This window comes from Drouetiella sp., assembly GCF_059504425.1.
The window spans coordinates 100,641-124,972 of the sequence record NZ_JCACIN010000093.1 but is presented as its reverse complement, the minus strand read 5'-3'; the positions used below and the strand labels follow the sequence as shown (position 1 = coordinate 124,972).

Annotated in this window: 18 protein-coding genes; 7 read left to right on the top strand and 11 right to left on the bottom strand. The window is 51.5% G+C overall.

The window, feature by feature from the left end; all coding sequences use genetic code 11:
- Window positions 1–45: 45 nt before the first annotated feature.
- The 4 genes from AC5JMP_RS22170 to AC5JMP_RS22155 all read right to left on the bottom strand — a co-directional run bounded on the left by AC5JMP_RS22170 (window position 46) and on the right by AC5JMP_RS22155 (window position 7,933).
- Window positions 46–975 carry an alpha/beta fold hydrolase gene (locus AC5JMP_RS22170; RefSeq protein WP_495853669.1) on the bottom strand — a complete coding sequence of 310 codons (930 nt, stop codon included), beginning with the start codon at window positions 973–975 and terminating at the stop codon, window positions 46–48.
- Between the two features lie 163 nt (window positions 976–1,138).
- Complete coding sequence (locus AC5JMP_RS22165; protein WP_495853668.1) at window positions 1,139–4,822, bottom strand: tetratricopeptide repeat protein; 3,684 nt, start codon at window positions 4,820–4,822, stop codon at window positions 1,139–1,141.
- 66 nt (window positions 4,823–4,888) lie between these two features.
- On the bottom strand, window positions 4,889–6,790 hold the full coding sequence (locus AC5JMP_RS22160; protein WP_495853667.1) for a mechanosensitive ion channel family protein: 1,902 nt from the start codon (window positions 6,788–6,790) through the stop codon (window positions 4,889–4,891).
- 69 nt (window positions 6,791–6,859) lie between these two features.
- On the bottom strand, window positions 6,860–7,933 hold the full coding sequence (locus AC5JMP_RS22155) for an acyltransferase family protein (RefSeq protein WP_495853666.1): 1,074 nt from the start codon (window positions 7,931–7,933) through the stop codon (window positions 6,860–6,862).
- Window positions 7,934–8,014: 81 nt separating this feature from the next.
- On the opposite strand from AC5JMP_RS22155, the gene AC5JMP_RS22150 reads away from it, so the two are divergent.
- Both AC5JMP_RS22150 and AC5JMP_RS22145 read left to right on the top strand, forming a co-directional pair.
- On the top strand, window positions 8,015–8,239 hold the full coding sequence (locus tag AC5JMP_RS22150) for a hypothetical protein (protein ID WP_495853665.1): 225 nt from the start codon (window positions 8,015–8,017) through the stop codon (window positions 8,237–8,239).
- Window positions 8,240–8,372: 133 nt separating this feature from the next.
- Window positions 8,373–9,299, top strand: coding sequence for a sensor histidine kinase (locus AC5JMP_RS22145; protein WP_495853664.1), 927 nt, complete (start codon window positions 8,373–8,375; stop codon window positions 9,297–9,299).
- Window positions 9,300–9,309: 10 nt separating this feature from the next.
- Here the strand turns inward: AC5JMP_RS22145 and AC5JMP_RS22140 are convergent, their stop codons facing one another.
- Both AC5JMP_RS22140 and AC5JMP_RS22135 read right to left on the bottom strand, forming a co-directional pair.
- Window positions 9,310–11,061 carry an ABC transporter ATP-binding protein gene (locus tag AC5JMP_RS22140; RefSeq protein WP_495853663.1) on the bottom strand — a complete coding sequence of 584 codons (1,752 nt, stop codon included), beginning with the start codon at window positions 11,059–11,061 and terminating at the stop codon, window positions 9,310–9,312.
- 35 nt (window positions 11,062–11,096) lie between these two features.
- Window positions 11,097–12,188: a YdcF family protein gene (locus tag AC5JMP_RS22135; protein WP_495853662.1), complete on the bottom strand. Its 1,092-nt coding sequence runs from the start codon at window positions 12,186–12,188 to the stop codon at window positions 11,097–11,099.
- Window positions 12,189–12,830: 642 nt separating this feature from the next.
- On the opposite strand from AC5JMP_RS22135, the gene AC5JMP_RS22130 reads away from it, so the two are divergent.
- Window positions 12,831–13,481 (top strand): hypothetical protein, encoded by a 651-nt coding sequence (locus AC5JMP_RS22130; protein ID WP_495853661.1) that lies wholly within the window; start codon window positions 12,831–12,833, stop codon window positions 13,479–13,481.
- 84 nt (window positions 13,482–13,565) lie between these two features.
- Here the strand turns inward: AC5JMP_RS22130 and AC5JMP_RS22125 are convergent, their stop codons facing one another.
- A complete protein-coding gene (locus tag AC5JMP_RS22125; RefSeq protein WP_495853660.1) occupies window positions 13,566–14,240 on the bottom strand; it encodes a sugar transferase in 675 nt (224 codons plus the stop codon).
- Between the two features lie 746 nt (window positions 14,241–14,986).
- Between AC5JMP_RS22125 and def the strand changes: the two genes are divergently transcribed.
- From def to AC5JMP_RS22110, 3 genes are all read left to right on the top strand, one after another.
- Complete coding sequence (gene def, locus AC5JMP_RS22120) at window positions 14,987–15,547, top strand: peptide deformylase (protein ID WP_495853659.1); 561 nt, start codon at window positions 14,987–14,989, stop codon at window positions 15,545–15,547.
- Window positions 15,548–15,633: 86 nt separating this feature from the next.
- Complete coding sequence (locus AC5JMP_RS22115; protein ID WP_495853658.1) at window positions 15,634–15,828, top strand: hypothetical protein; 195 nt, start codon at window positions 15,634–15,636, stop codon at window positions 15,826–15,828.
- Window positions 15,829–15,849: 21 nt separating this feature from the next.
- Window positions 15,850–17,181 (top strand): PrsW family glutamic-type intramembrane protease, encoded by a 1,332-nt coding sequence (locus AC5JMP_RS22110; RefSeq protein ID WP_495853657.1) that lies wholly within the window; start codon window positions 15,850–15,852, stop codon window positions 17,179–17,181.
- A 7-nt stretch (window positions 17,182–17,188) separates the two neighbouring features.
- Here AC5JMP_RS22110 and AC5JMP_RS22105 read toward each other — a convergent pair whose 3' ends face one another.
- The 4 genes from AC5JMP_RS22105 to AC5JMP_RS22090 form a co-directional block, all read right to left on the bottom strand.
- Complete coding sequence (locus AC5JMP_RS22105; RefSeq protein ID WP_495853656.1) at window positions 17,189–17,818, bottom strand: hypothetical protein; 630 nt, start codon at window positions 17,816–17,818, stop codon at window positions 17,189–17,191.
- Between the two features lie 178 nt (window positions 17,819–17,996).
- Window positions 17,997–19,634: a CHAT domain-containing protein gene (locus AC5JMP_RS22100; protein WP_495853655.1), complete on the bottom strand. Its 1,638-nt coding sequence runs from the start codon at window positions 19,632–19,634 to the stop codon at window positions 17,997–17,999.
- Between the two features lie 406 nt (window positions 19,635–20,040).
- On the bottom strand, window positions 20,041–22,488 hold the full coding sequence (locus tag AC5JMP_RS22095; RefSeq protein ID WP_495853654.1) for a protein phosphatase 2C domain-containing protein: 2,448 nt from the start codon (window positions 22,486–22,488) through the stop codon (window positions 20,041–20,043).
- A 121-nt stretch (window positions 22,489–22,609) separates the two neighbouring features.
- Window positions 22,610–22,972 (bottom strand): NAD(P)H-quinone oxidoreductase subunit M, encoded by a 363-nt coding sequence (locus AC5JMP_RS22090; RefSeq protein ID WP_495853653.1) that lies wholly within the window; start codon window positions 22,970–22,972, stop codon window positions 22,610–22,612.
- 401 nt (window positions 22,973–23,373) lie between these two features.
- Here AC5JMP_RS22090 and AC5JMP_RS22085 point away from each other — a divergent pair, with 401 nt between their 5' ends.
- The gene (locus AC5JMP_RS22085) at window positions 23,374–24,234 is read left to right on the top strand and encodes a DUF4230 domain-containing protein (RefSeq protein WP_495853652.1); all 861 of its coding nucleotides are present in this window, start codon (window positions 23,374–23,376) and stop codon (window positions 24,232–24,234) included.
- Window positions 24,235–24,332: the final 98 nt, after the last annotated feature.

Genomic DNA, 24,332 nt, shown 5'->3' with positions numbered 1-24,332 from the left:
GCAATATTTCTCGACTGATTAAACGCTGCTTCTAGAGAAAAGTCGCTATGTTTTCAGCGCTTTATTCAATGTTTTATTCAGTGCTTTGAAAAGTAGACCCGTGACAATTTCAGGAGTTTCGAGATGAGGCAATACTCCGGCTTGAGCGATCGACCAAAATTCCTCGATCGCCTTGGGGTTAAGCTTTGCTAGCCGTTTGCCTAACTCCACTTTGCTAAATTGAGCCTGCTCTCCCCACACTAGGACTGTTGGGACATTGAGCTGATCTAAATAGAGGGATAGATCGAAACATAGGTCGCCACGAAGCGAAGCCAAAGCCGCATACTCAGCATTAAGTTGGGTCGCTGAGGCGAGGTAGGCGGCTACGATTTCGGGAGTTAAGCGCGATCGCTGAGCAAACAAAAACTGCTCCAGAAAATTCCTGATGGCAAACTCATTGGCGGCTCCGAGAGAATAGATTAGGCGATCGAGCAGAGGGATTCCTGCTAGTTTGGCGGCTACTCCCTGCCCGTAATCTAAACCAAAGTCGCCATAGCCAGAAGGAGCTACGAGAAACAGGCTCTGAAACAAATCCGGTCGTTGAATTGCCAGTCGAATGGTCAGTCCGGCAGTGAGGGAAGAGGCGACGACGGGCACAGGCGGATTGATTTGTTCCAATAGCTCGGTCAGCAGGAGCAGATAATCTTCTACCTGGTAGTCTTTCACAGGATGCGTAGACTGTCCCCAGCCAATCAAATCAGGCGCAATCACCCGATACTCTGAGGCAAAAGCTGGATAAACCTTTGACCATTCATAGGCTGACGAACCCCCGCCGAGGCTGTGCAGAAACAGAAGTGGCGGCAAGTCGGAAGCCTTACCCGGTTCTTGAAAATCAGGATCGCGCAAAGGAGAGGCGATCGGCGTGTAGTAAACTATTACGCCCAGCGAAGTCTGGAAGATGCGTTGTCCAAAGCCGGGAGGTTGGAAAGAAAGCATAGGCTAAAGCAATAGACCTCTTTAAGGATATTTGGAAATCCGATCGCCATCCTTAGAAACGCGATATTTCTGAACTCGATCGCTGGAGGTAAGGGCGCGGCATTCGATCGTTATCTCTGGGTCAAACCGTCCAATTATCTGCCGAATGCTACGCCCCTACACTTCATCGCTCCCCCTGTCCCCAAGACTCGATCGCCTCTCTCGCTTCCTCCACCGTGCAGCCAAAAATCTGAGCAACAGCAGCAGCTAATTCTGGATCTGGATTGGCTCGATAAAATCGGGCAAGGATCTGCATGACTATACCCAACATATGCTGATCGTTGTATTCAGCAAAAATCTGTAGCGCCTGTAAGAAATTCGCTTGGGCTTCCGGCAACTCTTTCAATTCTTCCGCTAACAAACCTAGCTGGGCGTAAGTGCGGGCTTGGGAGTAGCGATCGCCAAATTCGATTTTGATTTCCAGGGCTTGTTGATAGTTGACTCGCGCTTGCTCATACTCGCGTAATTCCTGGTCTACGCTGCCCAACTGGTGGTAAGTGCGGGCTTGGGAGTAGCGATCGCCAAATTCGATTTTGATTTCCAGGGCTTGTTGATAGTTGACTCGCGCTTGCTCATACTCGCGTAATTCCTGGTCTACGCTGCCCAACTGGTGGTAAGTGCGGGCTTGGGAGTAGCGATCGCCAAATTCGATTTTGATTTCCAGGGCTTGTTGATAGTTGACTCGCGCTTGCTCATACTCGCGTAATTCCTGGTCTACGCTGCCCAACTGGTGGTAAGTGCGGGCTTGGGAGTAGCGATCGCCAAATTCGATTTTGATTTCCAGGGCTTGTTGATAGTTGACTCGCGCTTGCTCATACTCGCGTAATTCCTGGTCTACGCTGCCCAACTGGTGGTAAGTGCGGGCTTGGGAGTAGCGATCGCCAAATTCGATTTTGATTTCCAGGGCTTGTTGATAGTTGACTCGCGCTTGCTCATACTCGCGTAATTCCTGGTCTACGCTGCCCAACTGGTGATAACTAACTGCTTTCCACAATTGTTTCTGTTGGTCTTCTACCCCGCCAATTTGTTCATAAAGATCTAAAGTTCGCTGATAAGCCGCTCGTGCTGGCTCATATTGTTGCGCTTCTAAGTAATTTCTACCTAATCGTGCAATGGCAAACGGAATTTGATAACCTTCAGCACTCTTCAAAAATGTAGTTGGGTATCGATCAATTTTCTGACAAACAAATTCTAATAATTTCAGATTACTTTGCTTATCATTAATCAAGTCAAAGTACTGCTTTAAGCAAAAGGAAATATCAAAGCTTTCTTGTCTGTCTAGGCAGATTTGCAGGGCATGAAACAGGTTTTCATATTCCCATTGACAAAACTGGATGCCCAACTGCCGCTCTTGCGGATTTTTGGAGTCCATCCATTGCTTGTAAGACCCGGCGAGTCCCTGGTAGTGCTGCTTAAATCCGGTTTGCAGCGCCTCGCGGGTGGCTTCATCCAGAGTGCTGAGCTTGGTTTTGAGAAAATAGGGAAAGACGGGCTGAATTGTCAAGAGCTGCGGCAGATCTTCCCGCAAGGGCGACAGCAAGCCCCAGTGGATTGCTTCCTCAATGGCACCCTCAAACGCCCCAAAGTCGTAGGCTTGAAACGGCACTAATTGCTGCAATTCCTGGGCATAGTTGGGCAGATCGCGCTGATCAATAAACCCACTAAACGGAGCCAAACACAGCAATAGCCGCTGCGAGGCTGCCGACAAATTGCTGTGGGAATACTCCACACATTTCAAAATACTCTTTGTCTTGTCCTCACTGCCCGTATCCAGCCCCACATCCGCCGCATCCAGCCCCGCCAAAATTTCGCTGGGGGTTTGCCGCCGTAGATTCGCCAACACCACCTCCATCGCCAGCGGATACCCCGCCAATAACTTCATCAGCCGCAAAAACTCCGGCTCTTTGCGGATCGCCTCCACGCGCTGCGGCTGTTCAAACACCTGCCGCAAAATCTTCTCCGCCAATGCCGACCTTGACTCCGGATCAAGCCCCTTCAGCAGATACACTGCCTGCCGAAAGGTGCTGTCCCGCAGCCAAGCCTCATCGCTCCGAGAACCCAACACCACATAGGTTCTGCCCCCCATCAGCCGACCCAAAAAATCCCGAATCTTCTCCTGCTCAGCGGTTGGCAGCGTATTCGGAATCGCCAGCTCTTGCCCCGTCACCGACTCCAAATTATCCAAAATCAGCGCGTAGGGCAGCTTAGAGGTCGGGCATCCGGCACGCAGCGTCACCACTAGCTTCATCATCTGCGCCCCCTGCCCCATTGCCTGAAAACTCGCCTGCTCAAACCTGCTGTAAATTGCCTTGCCCACAGCAAACAAAATCTGCTCCAGCGTCCAGGCTTTCTGGTCATAGCCAAAATAGAAAGTCTGCGCCACAAAATTCGTCTGCTGCCACCACAGCCGCAAATAGTTGAGCAGGGTGGTTTTGCCCGTGCCGCCCATGCCCTGCACCAGCAACACATTGTGCCGCAGCAGCGCCTTCTCAATCTTGAGAATCTCCAGATCGCGCCCCACAAAGCCATAGGTCGGCTCTGGAAACCGATACAGGCTCTCCTGCTGCATCCAGTAGGCTTCCTCTTGCTCCGCGCTCCTTGCCTGCACCGCCAAAGTCAAATTCGGCTGATTGCAATACAGCACAGGCAGCAGCCAATCCTCTAAATCCACCTGCTGATTAAAATACGCCTTGCGCGACTTTTGGTTAAACAGCTCCCGTCGCCCTAGCCGCATCGCCTCTAGCAAAGGCTTCCCTGCCGCCATCTGCTGATAAAACTGCTGCATCAGCATCCCCGCTGCCGATGCCATCACCGAATAGCGCATCGCCACCACGAGCTGCATTCCCGCCAGCATCAGCCGACTGCCCAGGCTGTCTTCCTGCGCCTCCTGTCCGTCTACCTCTTGCCCCAACTGACAGGCATCCAAAATGCACACCGGAATCTGCTTGGTCTTCAGCAAATTCGCCAACGCCTCCGCCTCTACCGGATCAGACTTGCCCTTCGTTTCTGTCTCCAGAAACAAAAACGCCCGCTCTCCCGCAAACGGCTGCACATCGGGTCGCCCGCCATAGCGTCCCTTCAGCAACACCTGCCGATTCTTATCCAATGCCCGCAGCAGCTCATAGTCCATCACCCCGCCGTGACAGTCAAAATGCACGATGTGATAAAAACCCGCCGGAGTCTCCGCCAAATGCCGATCGAGCGCTTCATAAGTCCCCGGACGCAGCAGCACCAGATTCACAGGCAGTCGAGCATTGGCGATCGCCGCCATCAGCGGTCGGGAAGTCGTGCGATAGTTTAGATCGCTTTCTTCACCCGGTCGTGCCGTCACTAGCAGCACATTGATCACCGGAGCCGGGGACAAAGTTGCCGCGATCGGCGCTTTCCGATTGATCCGCCGCAGCATCACGCAATTCACCGCCAGCGGCACATCCCCCAGCTCCGGATCGCGCAACGTCTCCCAATGCAACGCCTGAAACGTCGGATCATCGCCAAGAATCTCTAACGTCACCTGGCTCAGATTGCCGCGCACCTGCCGATACTCGCTATAGGCGGCACGATCCGCAAACACCTGATCAAACAGCGACTCACCATAGTCCAAAATGCTCTGCCGCGCCTGCTCCGCCTTCACCGTATCGGTATAAGGCTTATGAATCCAGCGCTCAAAATACCACTCCAGCCGCCTTTCTTCTTGCTCAGAAAACGGCTTAGCGATCGCGATCGCATACTCAGCACCGTCATCAAAGCTCAGCGTAGCCGTAAAACCCGCCTCAGTCTTTTGCTGGAAACGAATGGCGATCGAGGTCATAGGGCTGTGAGTTATGGGGGCAAAACCGTGGCTTCATCTTAACTTACGCCCACGCCCCACGCCCCATCACCCCATCTTCCCCTCTCCAAAACCGCTAAACCCCTCCTCTGCCGCATGGTCTTTACCCCGCCACAACACCTGCTGCGGTGCGCCAATCTCAATATCATGTTCCTCAAACGCTAGCCGCAGCCGCAGCCGAAACTCCCGCGCCACAATCCACTGCTGCAAGGGCTTTGTGTCAATCCAGACCCGAATCGTCATCCCTTCGTGCGACAGCGTCTCGATGCCCAACACCCTGGGCAACTCCAGCAACAGCGGACTCCACTCCGGGTCTTCGTAGAGCTGCTGAGCCACCTGCCGCACGACCGACAGCGCCAGCTTCACGTCAGTTTGATAGGCAACGCTGACCCTAAAATCGACCCGTGACCACGATCGCGTCAGGTTTTCCACTTGCGAAATCAGGCTGTTAGGAATGGTAATTAGCCGTCCCTCAGTGGTGCGAATTTGGGTGATGCGCAGGTTCATGTTCTCTACCAACCCATCTACATTACCGACCGCAATCCAGTCGCCGATCGCGTACTGATCTTCGCAAAGAATCAGGAAGCCGTTCACCAGATCTTTGATCAAACCCTGCGCTGCCAGGGAAATCGCCAATGCTGCCACCGCCCCAAAGGTCAGCACAGAGCTGGTGGGAACGCCCAACACGCTGAGTCCCCAACCCACACCCACGGCATAAACCAGAAAAGTTTTTAGCCCTTTAACCGAGCGAACGATCGTCGAAATCCGCAGATCTCGCCGCCGATTGTCCTCAAACAAAAAGAACTCGCTGTTCTCCCAGGCTTGCGAGAAACGCGTGATCAACAAATCTCCTAGGCGGTTCGCCAACCCCATGCCAAACCAGATAATCACCAGCGCGATCGGTTTCGACCAAATCGCCTGAGCAAAAGTATCGGTATCTGGAAAGAGATAGAGAATCCACACCAGTCCGCCCAGCCAAATAGAAACCTGCGCCCAAAACAGCAGCCAGGTAATAAACGAAATCAATCCCAGCCGCCGCTCTAAAGTGAACTGCTGGTGCAACGTCACAAAAAAATGCAGACGTGAGGTTTCAGTATTTGAGGCTTCAGTATTTGAGGTTTTGGAATCAGCGATCGCCGTTGTCATCCAATCGGTCTGCCTGTTTTTCTGCCGTTCTCGGAGCGTTTTGTTGCGCAGCTTCAGCAAATTTTGCAACAGCAACAGCAGTAGGCTAATCCCCACGACACTTGCCCCAATTTGAAAGGCGCGGTTGCCCTGACGCACCAGCGCAGAAGGCAGACGTCGCCTCAAGGCCTGAGTTAGCTCAGTTTCAAGCTGCGATCGCCAGCGCTGTGCCAAGTCAGAAATGCTGAGGCGATAATATTGGGCATCCGCATCGGTAAGGGTGAGCAGAGCTTGGGGTTGCGATCGATAGGCATCAGTTGCCAGCAAAATCGTCTGACTGTTTAAGGTTGCCACCTGCACCTGTAGGCTTTCAGGATCAAACAGCGTGGTGTAAGACCGCGCATCGCCTGCATCCCAGGTTTGATCTTCGGCGATAATGCGCTGCAGATTGGCTTCAATCTGTTCAGCACGCACCTCAACCAAAGTTTGCCCTTGGGGCGCATCCCGATTCAGCACTGCGGGAGCCGCTACCCGAAATAGAATCTTGTTTTCAAAGTTCACCGGAGCTGTTTCGATCGCCCCACTTCGCTCCACGCCAGACGGCAGTTTTGCGGCACTAGGCTGTAGGGATGGCAGCGAGAGCTGACCTATTTGCCCAAGGGCAGGTGAGGTTTGCCCAAAAGCAGGTAGAGCCAGCGAAAATATCGCCACGCCGAGGATAAGCCACCGCAAAAACCGTCGAAAATTCTGCATCGATCGCGCTGAGAGCTGAGATAGGTTGAAATCGAGAGCCAAGGCTGTCGGTTCAAACCTGGGTCGGCTCAAATACTACCCTGTTGTAGCAGTTTTTACCTCGTTCTTGAGGCTGCTGTCTAGATCTCGATCGCTATCCCTCTAGCCTACAACGCCTCGATCGCGCCATCGGAACAAGTAGGGAAACTTATAGCGCCGACACATCACCGCTAGAGCAATAGGAATATAAATGCCGACCAGAGTTTCTATCAAAAAATGCAGCAGAGGATCACGAAGACCTAGCTTTTGTAGTGCTATTCGAGTGACGGCAATCACGATCGTATGAACCACGAAAATTTCTAGAGAAAATAATCCCCACTGCTTGATGAAGCGTAGGATATTCAATTGCTCCAAAAGCAGGGCAATCGCCACAGAGGCAGCGCTTCCTAGGAGGGCGATCGCTGGAATCAGCCAGCCATTTTTGTCGAGCTGTAGAGCTACCGCTCCTGCCACCCCAAAATATCCGCCCAACGCAGTCAAAATTAAAATTGGCGGCTTTGTGTCCCCCAGTCGAAAGAGGATGCTGCTCCCAACGATCGCTCCTAGCGCAGTATAGATGGCGTGCCGACGAACTAGATATAAAACTCCCCAGTTACCAAAGCTGATATTTGCCAAATGAGCACCATAGAGCAAAATAGAAAACACGGCAAAAGCTATGGCGGGTGGAAGGAGCGATCGCCGCTGCCCTAGCGGAAATTTGTGCATAACGGCATAAATCAGCAGAATGACAAACAGCGTATACAGAAACCAGAATTGCTGAATCGGTTCATAAATAATTCGCCCCAGGTCTGCAAAACTTACGACCTGGCTCGTATGCCGAGAGGCAACAATTTGCAGCAAGCCTTGCAACAGCGACCAAAGAACATAGGGATACGCAATAGTGCTTAGCTTGTCCCTCAGAAAGCTTTTGAATGGCTTTGCGGCTGAGCGGACGAGAAACAAACCCGACAAGAAAAAGAACAGCGGCATATGAAACGCATAAATCCACTGATCAATGAAGCGGCTTGCAGAAGATTCTAGAAGATCGCTACTAACCAGACCGCGCAACACATGACCTACCACAACCCAAAAAATTCCTATTCCTTTGGCATAATCTACCCAACCTAACCGCTGTAGGGTGGAGCGATCGCCCGACACCTTACTTGGTGCTATGCCTTGCCCCATCTTGCCCATCATAGATGTTTGCCTTGATATGGATCGTTTATGGATCGTTAGACGAAGATCATTACAAATTGAGTCGGCAAAGAGGATCTGTTCATGATCAAGGCGATCGATGGTCTAGTTTGTCAAGCTGCTCTGACGATGTTGCTGATGTTTAGGGATAGATTTTTGTGGGACAGCCCCACAAAAATCTATCCCCGATTAAGCAATGCTGCTCCGACTATGATTGTTTGGGGAGTGGCAATAGGTCGTGGATGTGAGGATACGGACTTTCTGCGAGCTTTGAGGCAGATTTTGCCAGACGACCTAAGACTTCAGTAGAAAATTAAAGAGTGGTATGTAGGTAATGATTTGGACAAACCTGGCGATTTTGGCTACTGGGTTGGGAATAGGGGCCGTTGGCGGTTGGTTAGCGGGCCGCAGCAGCCAACCGATCGCCCCTGCACATTCACCCATGCCCTCCCAATCAGCTACCGAGCAGCAGTTGGCACTTCGGGCACGGCTTCAGCAAACGCAGTTTGCCTATCACCAGGCGGCTGAGGTGGAAAAGTTCAAATCGGGATTTTTAGCGCGTTCCTCTCATGAGTTGCGATCGCCCATCAACAGCGTCATTAGTCTGCATCAGCTTATTTTGTCCGATCTCTGCGAAGACCCGGCAGAAGAACGAGAGTTCATTGCTCAAGCCCAGGCTGCCGCAGAAAAGATGCTGGCATTGCTCGATCGTCTCATCGGTCTTTCTAAGATGAGCTATGGTCTGGAGCTGCTGCAACCCGAATCACTGCGGCTAGAAGATGTGTTTGCAGAAGTGGAGTATTCTGTGCAGTTGCTCGCTCAAAATCGCAATATTCGATTAGAAATCACTCCCCCCGATCCTGAGCTTTATGTGTGGGCAGATCCGCGCTGGCTGCGGCAGATTCTAGTTAGCCTGATGGATGCACCAATTTTGCTCATGCAGGAGGGCTACGTGCGTCTCAAAAGCCAGGTAGATCTGGATAATCAGCAGGTGCAAATTTGGGTAGAAGATCAGCGCCCCCCTGAGTTTTGGAGCGAATCGGTCGATCTATTGGAAGTCCTGAAAGGTCAAGGCATCCGCTCAAGCCATAGCGAACATCAGGAGGTCGATAAAATTCCTTCTCCTGGACTCAGCCTTCTCATAGTTCAAACCCTGCTAGATGCTGTAGGAGGACGGCTAGAAATTTTGGCAACGCCTTTGACAGCTCTGCCTGAACCGTCGCTAGAGATTCTTGAACCCAACGAATTATCTGAGCCAACGGGCAGCGAGGCGATCGCTCAGAGTCCTCTCCAGCTTCCTAACCTGACGCGCATTCAGTGCTCGCTGCCCTTGGCGGTCACAGCAGCGAAGGCAGAGAATTTAACCTAACGCCATCTGGCTAGCTTGCCTGATACTGCTCCAACGTATGCTTTTCCCAAAGCGATTGGTATAAGCCTGACTGAGCCAGCAGAGATGCATGAGTGCCTATCTGCACAATTTTGCCCTGATCCATCACCATAATGCGATCGGCCGTAGCCGCCGCAGAGAGCTGGTGAGAGATGAAGAAGACCGTTTTGCGGCGAGTGCCTTCCGAGAGATTGCGCAAAATTTGGGTTGCGGTTTGGTTATCCACGCTAGAGAGCGAATCATCCAAAATCAGAATTGGCGCATCGACCAAGAGCGCCCTTGCCAACGCCGTGCGCTGGCGCTGTCCGCCCGATAAAGTAATGCCTCTTTCGCCCACGATCGTCTTATATTGCTGAGGAAAATTGAGAATCTCGCCATGAATTTGGGCCGCTTTGGCGGCTTGCTCAATCTGCGGCTGTTCGCTCACGGGATCGCCGTACCGCACGTTATTTTTGATCGTCGTGCTGAACAGAAAACTTTCTTGGGGCACATAGGCGATCGCCCCCCGCAAATCCTTCAGGCGAATCTGCGTGATGTCATAGCCATCCACAAACAGCTGACCGGGCGCAACATCTATCAAGCGAGTGAGCGCGTTTGCCAGAGTGGATTTGCCGGAACCAATCGACCCTACCACAGCGATCGTTTCCCCTGGCTCAATGGCAAAGTTGATATCCTTCAGTGCAGAATCCGCCGCACCCGGATAGGTGTAGGTCAAATGCTGAGCGGTGATCCAGCCTTTCACCTGCTCTTGGGGCAGCACGATCGCGTTTTGCACGTCTTTAATTCGCGGCTCGTTAGACAAAATGGATTCTAGGCGATCGACGCTGACCTCGCCCCGCTGATATGCCGTGATCGTGAACCCCAAGAGCGCTGTCGGAAAGACCAAATTTTGGGCAAATAGCAGTAGCGCCACAAAGCCACCCACGCTAAGAGAGCCATCAGCGATCGCCCCCACGCCCAGCGCCAACAGCGCCAACTGGCTAATGCTGGCAAGACCTCGCAGCAGCGGAAACAGCGTATTCTGTGTCTTGGCAAGCTGAAGATTGGCGGTCAGCATCTGCCGATTGAGCTGATGGAAGGCATGGCGTTCGTTTTCTTCTTGGGCATAGATTTTGATCAGCGCCATGCCGCTCATGTCTTCCTGAATCAAGTCGCTCAGGTCAGCATTTGCCTCTTGCACCTGAAGCTGCTGGTTGCGCAGACGGTTGCTGAAGAGCTGCACCAAAATTAGGATGCAGGGGTAGATGGCAAGCGCTACCAGAGTTAGCCAAACGCTGATCCCCAGCATGGCAGGCAGCGTCAGCGCATAGGCGAAAATCATGTTTGCCAGACTCAGCACTGCAAAGCCCACCAAACGGCGAATATTGTCTACATCGCTAGTGGCGCGACTAATCAAATCCCCTGGCGTGTTAACGGCAAAATAGCTTGGCTCCAGCGTTAGCAGATGGTTAAAAATCTTCTGCTTCAGATCGAATTCCACCTGCCGACCCACGCCAAACAGCAGAGTCCGAGAAGTCATCCGCACTACCCACATGACCGAAGCCAGGATCAGGATCAGCACCGCATAGAAAATCACCCGCTGCATGGTGAAGGTGGTTTGCAACTCATCCAGCCCATCTCGAATCAATAGGGGAACATACACCCCCAAAGCATTAACGACAAACAAAGACAAAATCCCCAGAGCGACTTGCCGCCAGTGGGGACGCATATATTCACCAAGTTTTTGCAGCCGAGCATCAGCCATGTTGGAGGAAGAGAGGGGTTGGGATACTCCCTAGCTTACACACCCAGCGGATCAGTCAGCCATTGCCGGAGGAAATAGTAGAGCGTCGCGAGGTATTCATCCACCACACGACTGGTAATGACCAAAGCCTCGGCGCTCGGAATCAGATCGGTCAATGCCGCTAGCCGAAGCCCTGCCTGACTTTGAAAGACATAAAAGTCTGTGGGTCTAGGAATACTGGCAATATTGAGCCGAGCGAAGGTGGAAACTGTTCGCCGGAGTCCTAGCGCCGGGGTAACAAGCTCGACCGTATTCCGAGGGGCAGCCACTGCCGGATCTCCCTGGATTTCTTGAATCGAACCGTTATCGCAGGTGGCGTACAGACGGCAGTTGTCGGAGATGGCTCCCGGACTTAAGATTTGACGAACGGCGATCGCGCTACTCCGAGGATCTATCCCCTCTGTTTCGACTCGGATTTGGGAGCTATCGACTCCGGCTCTCTGAATCAAAAAATTGGTAATCACGTCCGATGAGGTGACATTGGGCTGAGCCAGAATCGGCTGTGGGCCAGCGCTGACAATTACCAGCGGCGTATTGCCCCGCGATCGCTGCTCAGCGTAAAGCTGTCCTGCATAGAGCAAGCGAGACTGAAGCGTAACGCTCAAGCCATCGGCAATGTTGCTCAACTGCGATCGCAGACGATAGGCTGGGTTGCTAGGCGTTGTGCCATCGCCCAGAATTACGATCGCTTCGACATTGCGATCGCTAGCACGCTGGCTAAGCTCTAAGGCTGGCTTCTGCTCGGTACGTTCCGTCAGCAGATAGGCGGTTAGCGGCAAGCTGGATATCAGCAGAATGAGCAGGGCTGCCATGATCTGTGAGCCATCCACTTTTTTTGTTCCTAGCCGCAGGGAAGACGACATTAGAATCAGCACTAGACCCAGAGGTCGCAGAGGGAAGGAAATGACTCCCCAAAGTGAGCCAACGGTTTTATTGGTTGGGTCGAGAAAGGCAAGCACCATAAGCAGCACCAGCACCAACCCACCCAGCCAGGTTAGATACCGTCGCTCGATCCAGGTCAGCAATACGAAGCGTACCAGGAAATAAATTCCAACCAGAACGAGAATTTGAGTGATCAGTTCAAACATTACAACCCTCTCTTACACCACCCATACAAAACCTGCCTCATTAAAGCCGCATATCTAGCGTACTCGACCTGCTCTGTATAACTGTAATCAAACTCTGCTCAAATCAATCACCTAAAAGAAAATTAATTTAAGAAATTTTAGGAATTTTATCCCTTTTATTCAGCGGGCTATCAACAGCCTATCTGTGGGGATTCATGAAATCGACAGCCTAATGCACGAGTTAGCAGGCTCCCCAGACATTCCTTTCAGTGGTGGTGATGTATTAGGTGATGATTTTTGTGGTATGGGCTTTGCCCACACCACAAAAATCATCACCTCTTGAGAACTCTCTTGCAGTTGTCCCTTGAGGCAATTGAAGCGGTGATTCAAGTTCAGTATAGACGGGAAAAAACAGCCAGCAGTCAGGAGGTTTGAAGGGGGCTACCGAAGCCGGAAAGGATGGGTCATTCGATACCGCTATCTCTGCACTGAGTAATTCGCAGAATAGTATACCCAGACGATGGTATCTGATAAAGTGTGCATAGCCAGGTGTTGTTGAGTCCTAGCCGCTGCACTAAGTCGCTTTTGTAGCGTATCCATTTTCAAGTAATGACCTAACGATTAGACAGTGTCTGCCCAAATTTCTATGTCATGTATTGAACAATGATCATCAGAACGAAACTGGTTGAATTATCTACGCTCACCGCCGTCGCCTATCGCCAAAAGCTCATGGATGGCCCAGGGATAGTCATTCTACGCTACGACACCGCACAGTCTGGGTTTGCCAGCATCAGCCGCAAAACTGGGGAGCCTGTACCCGCTTCTAATACCAGCCTCGATGTATATCCTCTGGAAGCCTTTCGGGAAGCCCTAGAGCTAACTGGGGGGATGCCTTATTCTCGTCGGGGGAAAGTGCGACTCAGCGGAGAGCCTCCGGCAGAAACTGCACCTGCTGTCGAGGAACCCCTCACTGAGGATTTCGCCATCGTAGACAGTGCAGAATACCTGGCGATCGTGAATGCTTATACGAACAAAAAAGGTGAACTCTCCTACGACCTGCTGAACAAAGATTTTATTCAGTTTGCCAAGTCCAGTAAAGTCATTGCAGACATGGTAGCTAATCAAGCCTCCATGGATGACCTCCGTAATCAGATCATCAAAGTCAAGCTAGAGACATTGACAGGCAACCCCAGTCTGACTTCAGACCAGATGAACCGCATAGTGGAAATGCTAGATGAGGTCAGCCCCCGATCTGTATTCCGAGAACTCAACGACGAACTCAAAAAAATGCTGAGCCAAGCCAAGGTCGGGTAATTCTAGGAGCAGAACTAGCAAAAGGCTTAAATTTAATTCGGTTGCCAGCTCCAACCTTGCTGGCTTCAAGCTTGGAGCCAAATTTTAGTAGGCACCTGCACGTTTGGTCAGCAAAACAGCCACAGTCCTTAAGATGATGCCTAAGTCGTAGAGGGGACTCCACAAAACCTGGTACCGCAGATCGAGATCTACAATTTCCTCAAAGTCTTGCACTGCCGATCGCCCATTTACCTGCCACTCGCCTGTTAATCCGGGCTTGACGTTGAGGCGCTTCCAGTGGCGATCGCTATACTGTACCACTTCATCATGAGTCGGCGGGCGGGTTCCTACCAAGCTCATTTCCCCCACTAAAACGTTCCAAAACTGGGGGAATTCATCCAAGCTAGTCTTGCGCAACAGGCGACCCACTCGCGTCACCCTTGGGTCTTGCTTGTTCTTAAAAATCAGCCCTTGTGCTTCGTTGGGGATGGAGTTTTTGAGTGCATCAGCATTCTGCACCATCGATCGGAACTTGCGGATAATCATGGGTCGCCCCTGCAAGCCGTAACGCACCTGCTGGTAGAGGATAGACCCTGGGCTATCTAGCTTGATGGCGATCGCCACTGGAATGAAGATAATTGCGAAAATCAGTAATCCCAAAAGGGCACCCCCAATGTCAAGCGTACGCTTGATTAGACAGAACGCGGAGCGATGTGGCGCTTCTAGCCGGGGATAGGGAGGAAAATCGATTGCCGCCGATAAAACCGAATTACCATTCATTGGGGTAGTGCCTTGGGAAAAATAACCATGCCATCACTCATTTCCAGTTGTCGCCAACTGATGCGTATGCAAACCCAGCCGAATCACCTTTACTGATTGCTTACTGATTGCTGCAAAGTTTCAGTGTTTCTACTGGCAATACTAGGGGGATTTCTCTGAGTGCAGGGATGTCCAAGAAGCTCTTTCGCAGAAACTTTTTATTCCTCTGTGGATTTCCGATTTTTGTGAATTTTGTATGAAGTTCGATAGATGTATCGTCTGTGTCTCTCGATTTCTGGTTGATCTGCTCTAGAGACATTGGGATGGCTAAGATGAATTTCGAGTAAAGACCGATCGCCTGAGCTAGCTAAAAATCTGTACTCCACAACCTGCACTGTACTGAGTCTAGTCTGTTCGCTAGATCACCTTACGCAAGAAGTGGGTTTGTGCTTATAGATACAAATTTGTCAAGACTCTAGGATTTGCGGTCTAGCTAGGCTCGCAGTTTAGGTAACGCCTGCCTAGAGGTGGAGGATTTTCACTGTCGACTGATTGGATTCAGAACTAATAATTCTTCTGCATCTACCAGATCGAAAATATTTTGCTCATAAATCATTACTTTTGCTATGTTCTACGATCTTTTCGTAATAAACAGGGAGAGTGGACAAAACTCATCCCCTTCCCACTCACCATTCCCTATTCCCCTCAATAAACCGAGCATGATTCACTATGATGGAGAGAGAAGAATTTAATCGAGTTGCGGAGTCATGACTGCTCAAATCCTGGTTGAGAAGAAAAAGTTAGCCAAACCACCCTTGGAAATGCACTATTTGGGCGATCGCGTGTTGCGTCAGCCCGCCAAGCGGATTGCCAAAGTGGATGATGAGATTCGTCTACTGGCAAAGCAAATGCTGCAAACCATGTATAGCGAGGATGGTATTGGCTTAGCAGCACCTCAAGTCGGGATTCATAAGCAGCTTTTGGTGGTGGACTGCGAACCCGATGAGCCAACCCATCCACCGCTGATTTTAATCAATCCTGTGATTACTCGATCCAGCCAGCAAACCTGCGTGGCGCAGGAAGGCTGCCTTAGCATTCCTAATGTGTTTTTAGATGTGACCCGTCCTGAAGAAATCGACGTGTCCTATAAAGACGAGCAGGGCAGACCCCAAAAGCTGACGGCAAAAGACCTGTTAGCTCGCGTGATTCAGCACGAGATGGATCACCTGAATGGGGTAATGTTTGTCGATCGCGTCAACAATAGCCTAGCGCGCAACCAAGAGCTAGCCAAACATGGCTTTGCCGTGGATGCCGTTAAGCCTGTCTAAACGCAAATTGAGCAAGCTTTTGGCTTTTATCTTGTAAAATCTACAGGTCTTGCAATCAATCTAGTGGGTAAAAGGTAGGATTACGAGTGACTCCCAAAAGTGGTGTGTTGTTGGCTGGTTCTTGTGTAACTGCGATCGCGGCAGTTGGCTCTATCTTTGAGCTGTCTTCTGGAACTCCGCAGTGGGGAACTCTAGTGACAGGCGTGATTTTGGCGCTGGCTGTGCCTTTAACTGGAATTTTTTTCTATGCGGCAGTTCAAGACGCGAGAGCCAATCAGTAGTTTCGCGCTACGGCATCTCTGATGACCGGATTACCCCCTAAAGCAGCCTTCCTTCAGCAAATTTCTCTTAACGGGGCGGGAGTCTTTGCCTCCTACCCGCTCCAGGTCGAAACGGCGATCGTGATCGGGCGCGATCCGCGTTGTCAAATTATTTTGGATTCTCAGGTTCACGGCGGCGTATCCCGTCAGCACGCTAAGGTTTGCCTGTCTCCAGAGGGCTATTGGCAGGTCTGTGACCTAACCAGCGCTAACGGGACGTTTATCAACGGACAAAGGCTGCAAGGCTGTCGGTTGCTTCAGCAGGGCGATCGCATCACCCTGGCTCAAGATGTGCAGTTTGTGTTTGAGCTAGAGGCATCGCCACCGCCTGTGCCAGACATTAATTTACCGCACGGCTCGTTTGCCGCAACTCATAAACATAAGGCGATCGACCCCTCCGAAGCTGTCACCTTTAGTCAGCTCTTCCCGATCGTCTCTACGGGACGCGACTTAACCCGCAAAGCCTACCTGATTCCGGGAACTGTGACCGTCGCCTTCGTGGTCATGATGTTCATTTCGGTTGGCGATCCGCTGATGTTTAATCTGCTGCTGGCGATCTATATCGCTGGAGGCGCTTACTACTTTGTCTATCTTCTGTGCGGCAAACACAAACCCTGGTGGCTGCTCGTCGGCACAGCTCTCACCACAGTGCTCATCGTAACTAGCCCCCTGCTGGATCTGTTTGTGTTCATTTTCCGAGAGTTTCTGCCGGGAGCAGTCTCCAAAGACAGCGCCTCCGAGAATTTTCTGCTGCTGCTGACGCGAATGTTCTTTGGGGCAGGCTTGATGGAGGAGCTGCTCAAGGCGCTACCCGTCTTTATGGTTTACTTATGGGGAACGATGCTGCGATCGCCCCTGCGAGAGCAGATCGGCGTTTGGGAACCGCTAGATGGCATTTTGGTGGGGACAGCCTCTGCGGTCGGGTTTACGCTTTTAGAAACCCTGGGTCAGTATGTGCCTGAAATTGTTAATTCTGTGTCGTTGCAGTCGGTAGAAGGCGCAGCTTTGGGAGTGCAGCTTTTAATTCCCCGCGTTCTCGGCTCCATTTTTGGGCATATGGCCTACAGTGGCTACTTTGGCTATTTCATCGGTTTAAGCATACTAAAGCCGCGCAAACGTTGGCAAACGCTGGGGGTAGGATACCTGACGGCAGCATCGCTCCATGCCCTTTGGAATGCCACAGGTCTGATTAATTTCTTTATTCTCGCCGTGATTGGGATTACGTCCTATGCATTTCTGGCGGCGGCAATTCTCAAGGCTAGAGCTTTGTCACCCAATCGATCGCAAAACTTTGCTACCCGGTTTTCTAAATAGCGGCGCTCTATTCTTGCTCAGTCGCAACCTGATCGATCGCAACCTGATCGATCGCATATCGGGCAACGGCCAAACTCAGGCGGGCTTGCTCAATGCTCGACAAATCTTTCCACTCGGCACAGCGCACCGATCGCAGCACGACTTCCAGAGCTTCAGTTTCAGAACCGCGCATAGCGTAAGCGAAAGGACGTGCCAACACCTGCAAATCTTCTTCACCCCAGTTGGGCAGGCAGTCCTGGACGGATTGAACGAGCTGCTCTGCCAAAGATAGATTAGACGCGATCGCTTGCTGAGCACGTTGCACAATGCCATTGAGCACCTGATGCGGCACTTGAGCCGTGAAGCGCTGAAGAAACTCAGTATTCAAGATCCGGCTGGCAGTTTCTGTCACCGGGGCGATCGTCCAAAGCTTACTCAATTGCTTGCCAAGCAGCTCAGCAGGTGCTGCAAAGTCTTCCTCAGTCCAACCTACCTGAAACATTTCCTGCTCCAAAGCCGCAAAGTACGCCTCTGCTTCTGGCTCAGCTGGGTTGCATGGGTAGCAAGAGGTAGAGCCTTGCAGAATAATTTGCAGCAGCTCTAGCTCAGCCTGAGACTGAAAGGCGGAAATCAGCGGACGGATAGGTTCATTAGGCATTGTAGACTCCTCAAACTTGTGAGATTAGACCCTGCTGGGATGCTTACCCCGAATTACTACACGCAGTTGCTGCATCGTTCCGTAATCGATCGGAGCTTTATCAGACTTTTATAGCTATTTTGTGCAGAAATCTTTTGGGGCTAAGTTAGGCATCTTACAATTAATTCCCTAGTATTCTCTAGCCTTCGATAATAAATTCCAATGCCTGACTGCGCGGATTGCCAAACTTGAGCTGAGTTTTAGAAGACAACGGCACTTCCTGATGGTGAACTTTATGCCATCCTTCAGTGCCCAAAACCCATGTGCCCCAGCGCGATCGATCTCGCAACAGGTAGGTTGGCTCCACATCTTCTTTCCAGGACGAGTCGCGGTAAAAAATCTCGGCGTGTTCACGGGAGACTTCCGGCTGCTGCAATACCACATCATTGCCCTCACCTCGCCCGACCCGCATGATACCTCCCCGCACCGACCACATCTGGTTCGGTGAAGCCATCGATCGCAAGTATGCCATCGGAGTCTGTCGCCCTAGCCAGCTTGGCGAGGCATCGGGGATTTCCGTCACACCCTCGGTGAAGGGGCGAATGAGTTCGCCGTTGAACTCAGGATGCATATACAGCACAGGCAGCGTCCATGCTGGCTGATTGAACTTGTAGAGCGTCAAAAGCTGTTGACGGGCGATCGCCACGGCTTCATCAATGGGCGATCGCTCTGCCAGGGCACGGGCAAACACCTGAATAAAAGTCAGCGCCTCCTGATCGGCAACCGAATCTCGCATTCCCAGAACCGCCGGAACGCCGTGATGGATCAGCACTTCGGCAAGACTGCTACGCGGAATAGTCTGCTGCCCTTGCTGATCGGGCTGCGCGCCCCAGCAAGCATTGAATACCGCCAGGCGCACCTGACAGCGCACCAAAACCTGCGCGAGTTCCGTACCGCTGATGGAGGCTTCAGGATGCAGCAGCAACATTCCGCCATCAGGAGCCGGAGTTCCATGTCCGGCATAGAACAGCACGTTGTAATTGCCCGACTCTAAGCAATTGATCAGCTCAGCCGGACTGGGCTGTACTAGCGTCCTGACTTGACAGAGGGCAGGTGTGGTCATGCGATTGTTTCGCAGGTCAGTGGTGGCGGCAGTCTCCAAAACTTTGGCAAGAGATATTGCCTCCTGTTCTAGGTCAAGCTGGGCACGCGAGTCGGGAGTCTCTGCGGCATCTACACCCAAAACCAGTAAAATTCTGAGAAATTGCTCCGATCGCAGCACAGGTAAAGGATCGACATCGCTAGTGGTGCGGCTAAATAAAATTTGCTGGCTAAGAGAAGCTGCTTGTTTACCTGCCTGAGGCTGCATAATCTCCCAAGGCAGCGGAATCAGATCAGGATCTCGGATTTCTAGGCGCAGACGTAAGGGACGCATCTGACCCATGGCAATACCCTGGCTCTGATTAAAGCTACTTTGAATAGAGCCATCAAAGAGCCACTGCCAAAGGCTGACTCCCAAATTTTGCATCAGCCGTCCCGTATAGCTAGTGGGCTGATTGGCGTTAGGGGAACCCGTCGTGTCGGGTGGGCTAAAGTCTAAAGGCAGAGGTGGGGGCGGCGTTGTGCCGACATAGGGCACCATAGGCAAGCCGCGCAGAGAAAATATGCTCTGCCAATGCTGCCACAGTTCGGATAGCGGCTGAGTCCACATGCGATCGTGGTGGACGTAGCCGCCAGGATAGGGAGCCTGAAACACCCAAATTGCATAGTGTTGCGGCTCAGCAGCCGTTAAACGGGCGATCGCTAAACTAAGACAAGGGTTATCAGACGCAGTCATGTAAACCAGTAGACTTCAAGACCAAAAAACACCAACCTCGGCACAGCCCTACAGCTCAACCTGTAAGCTCAATTTGTAGGATTCAGCCTACCTCTACAAGTCTATCTGGTCTGAAGAGACAGATAAACGTCTGCTCATTCCTTTTTGGACTTCTTTCGCAAAAGAAGTTGCGGGGATCATCTAATAGTATTGGGGATCGTCGAATCTAGAACGAACTCACGCAGTTTTTATAGATTTTGTTAGCTTAACGACATTTTGTCAGCCCTAATGGCTTCCCTAAAAATGAGCTAGCTTCATCATTTAATCTGCGATCGCCTCAGACCATAAACTCTCGCTCAAACTATTAGACTTCTTGCAAATTAGGTTTAGTGGGGGCGCAGCCCCCACTAAACCTAATCCCAAAACTTTAATCTGCAAGAGGTCTATTGAATGTCACCGAATTCGTACAAACACCCTTTTGCTCCGGAGAACTTTGACTCAACCCAACCCACGGTAGGATATTTGCCTCTCGAATCCATCCTACCTGCCCAAGACGAAGCAAAGTTGCAGAGGACGCTGGAACACTAGGTGACTCTACAGCTGCGGATGGACTAACCTGAATCTCAGGTGAAGCGCTCTCTGGAGCCACCTGAGGGGTAGCTGGAAGCGATTCTGAAGGCGACTCCGGACTCGCGCCAGCTGGGGTAGAGCAAACTCTAAGCTGTACCCATCGATCTTGCGGTGTCGTCCCTCCTGTACTCAAAACTTCTAATGTGCTGCCAATTGCTACCATCCCTAAAACCTGCGGCGCGGCAGAAGGCAGGGCTTGAGGATCAGGCAGGGCTTGAGGGTCTGGCAGGGCTTGAGGATCAGAAAACAACCTGGGCAATTGACCATCAGGGCTGGTACGCTGTAGCTGAATGCGTGAGCCAACCGTCAAGGTAGGCAGCACATTAATATCACTCTGCCGAGTGCTTGGTAAAGCTATGGGTGAAGCCGACTGAGGGGCAACGATCGGCGATCGGGCGCGCTGACCTAGCGGCAGCAGAGCGGCAATAAGTCCCAATCCTAGGCTGGCCAATGCAACAATGCCTAGTAACAGAGGCAGTGGATTAACGCTGGATGACTTTTGCTTCAAGAGCTGCGTACCAATTACCGTCGAGCCGATCGAATCAGGCTGGGTGGGATCTACAGCCGACTTTGCAGTTTTTGCAAAGGGAACAGCGATCGCCGTTGCAGTATCAGAGCTTTGTAGTCTCATAGATAAACTAGACAGCTTAGGCACGGGTGCTGAATCGGCAACCTGGCAGTACAACAAGCCTACAGTTGCATTGTCATAGCCGTTTAGGGTGTTAGCAACTTCCACCAAACGTTGCGCTACGGTGGCTAGATCAGCTTTACCTAATAGCAGCGGCAAAATTTCGGTATCCCAACAGGCATCGACGCGATCGTTGTCGCTCAGCCCATCAGAACAAAACAGAAAAACGCTGTCTTCATCGAGAATGAGTCGCTGAACGGTCGGATAGAGCTGATTCGAAGCGCCCATGCCTAAAGCCTGCACAAGCGAACCTGAGCTAGGCTGCTGTAGAGCCTGACGATAGGTGCTGTAGCCTAGCCGCACCTCACGAGAAGCCACGTCATCGTCTAGCGTAATCTGATGACAGCCCTGACGGGTAATCCAGTAAACGCGGCTATCCCCAATGTGAGTGACATAGAGTTCATGATCGCGCAGTAGCCCCATGACCAACGTCGTGCCCATCCGCTGGCGATCGTACCTCTGCTCGCTATCATTGCGCTGGCTAATCTGGTCATTCGCCAGACACACAGCTTTTTCTAGCTCCACCGTCAGCGTCACGGCATCCAAGGCTTCTGGCTTCAAGACCTTCAGACGTTGCTCGACGGCAGCGATCGCCAAATGAGAAGCCACATCTCCCCCTTGATGCCCCCCAATGCCATCGCAAACAATCACCGTTGCAGCCCCACCTTCTGGCTGGAGCGCCTGCACCGTACCACTTTCAGGAGAGCAGGCATCTTCATTGCGCTGCCGTGTGGGACCTTGATCGCTTAGGGTGGCAATTTGAACACTACGACTTTGAGCCTGGGCAACTTGGGCGATCGCCTCATCTACCAGCTCTACCAGAAGTTCGGCATTGTGAATCTGCCCTTGAATGACCTGCTGACTCATCTCCTGGAGGCGATCGGCTATTTCAGGTCTTGCCGTTACCGACCATTGCAGCCATAGCTCTCCTAGCGCGGTTAAAGAAATGGCGATCGAATCTGGTCGTAGCTCCAGCAAGCGCAAAATACCGCCTTCCACCCGCAGCAGATCCGGATTCAAAAGGCTAGATACCACCTGCTCGCTGCTCAGGGGTTGCCACAGATTTGCCATTTGCCACAGCCAGTTGAGCTGTCGCAGTGGACTCGCCTCCGCCCAAACAGACAGAATTGCCGGGAACAGCTGCACCTGAGGCACCACGCCCTCAGATTCACCTTTGTCAGGTAAAACCCAAAAGGGCGCGTGGTCAAACAGCGCAATCACTTCATCTAGATCAGAAGTGGGAAACCACTCATAAACTTGGGGCACGTGCAGACGTAAGGGTGAAAGACGCAGATAAGGCAAATAGCTGGCGGGTAGCTCTGAAGAATTGGCTGACAGTAATCCCGGCTTCGTATCTACAAAGACGCGATCGCCCTTATAAAGGTAGCGATCGCCCAATAGCTCTCCTAACTGAAGTAACTCCACGCCACTGCCATCTCCCCACAAATACTGCCGAACTAGGGGAGTTCGACATTTTTGACAGAACTTACTGTCTTCAGGGTTCAAAGCCTGACAGGTAGGGTTAGCGCAATAAAGCATTGCTGCGGCGTTTTGCATCAAGCCAGAGATACAACCTTATCCAGACATCTTAAACTTCCATCAAGTCGATCAAGTCTCTCTCCAGTCAGGTTTCAGACCGAACAGATTCTAGATTGGACAGAGCTAAAGTGTAGCCGAATCACTGAATCACTAAATGATTATCTGCCTCTTCATCCGAAATTCGAGGCAAACCCATGCTGTAGTTGCGAACACGACTCTGAAGATTGTAGGCAATGGCTCCCGAATGGAGCAGCGATCGCACGAAATGCTCTAGATCAGACCCAATTCGGCGAAGATTGTAATCTGTGAGATCGGCTCCATCGGAGGCTGACACCAGCTCATCAAATTTCTGGCGAACTTGCTGTAACGCTCCGTCGTTCCAGAGAAATTCATTATCTGGATCGACATCTAAGGTCAAGGTGTTATCGCTAGGGACGAGTTCATCATCGCTAATCTCTGCCGCAAAGATGCGGATATGGCGAGTTGTAGACTTGAGCAGCATAGTTATTAGAGAAAGCACATTGGGGCACTAAACCTATAAAGCTATCTTACAGGCATGGCATCAGAGATGGACGATAGGGTTTCATTAGATCGACCCACTGGCTAAAATACTGGGCTGAAATGGGGGCGCTACCGATTTCCATATATAAATTTCTTTGAAAAGTTTGCTCCACACCCCTTTCAAAGAAATTCATACCCGGATATGTAGCCATTTGGTATGACTACATATCCGGGTTCCCTTGATAAATATCCTCCTAGAATGAGGAGATGCTTTTTCCCAAACGTTAGCGTTGGGCTAACCTTGAACTCGGAGATGAGCTAGAACCCAGAGATGAGCTAAAACTTCAGAGATGACCCAGAATCCAGAGATGACCCAGTTTCCCAGCAAGATCGGGCGATCGCATGAATAAATTTACATCTCAACAGCGCCAGCCAAATAGCGCACAGCGGCACAACGGCAGCCCTTCCCACTGGAACCTTCAAGGTTTCATCAGAAATTTATCTCTGGTGACAACAGGCAGCGTTGCCCTAATTGCCCTATTTCTGCTGGCTGGCGTGTGGCGATCGGGCACTAGCTTCTTTAGCGACCTCTACACGCTGTTTGACAAGCCGCAGCCAGAACCCAAAGTTGATCTGCGCTCCATGGTGGTGCAGCAAGTGCGCAACGCTAGCGAACTGACGACTGCCGTATACACTATGGAAACTGTTGTACCGACCAGCCGCGATCGTACCTTGGGCGGCTATGTCGTGGGCACGACGACGCTGCTCTATATCGCCTACGGTGAAGTTCGGGCGGGGGTTGACCTATCGGCGCTGCAACCCACCGATGTGCAGGTCAACGGCGACTCCATTACGCTCCGCTTGCCGTCTCCCAAGATTTTAGATAGCAAAATTGATGTCAATCGCTCTAAGGTATACGACTACGATCGCGGTTTTATGGGTCTAGGGCCTGATGTTGCTCCAGAGCTTCAAGACTTGGCTCAGCGCAAAACCTTAGAAAAAATTGTGGAATCCGCCTGTACGGGCGGTATCTTGAACCAGGCAAGCAATCGGGCAAAACTGGTCATTGGTCAGTTGCTAAATACCGCAGGCTACAAAAACCTCACTGTAGAAGAACAGCCCCTAGCGACCTGTGGCTCAGACGCATCTGTATCCTCTCCACAGCCCATCTCACCGACCGATCTGCCTGCCCTTGAACCCTTGATTTTGCCACAAACCTCCCCTCCTTCCTCAGAAAACGGGTTGCCCCAGCCGCCGGCATAAACGGCATGAAATCAAGCTTGAGGACTGAGTTCCAGATTAATTTGTGTAGAGTCGATACAAATACTTGATAAATTTAAGTATGGATTTTATCAAAATGT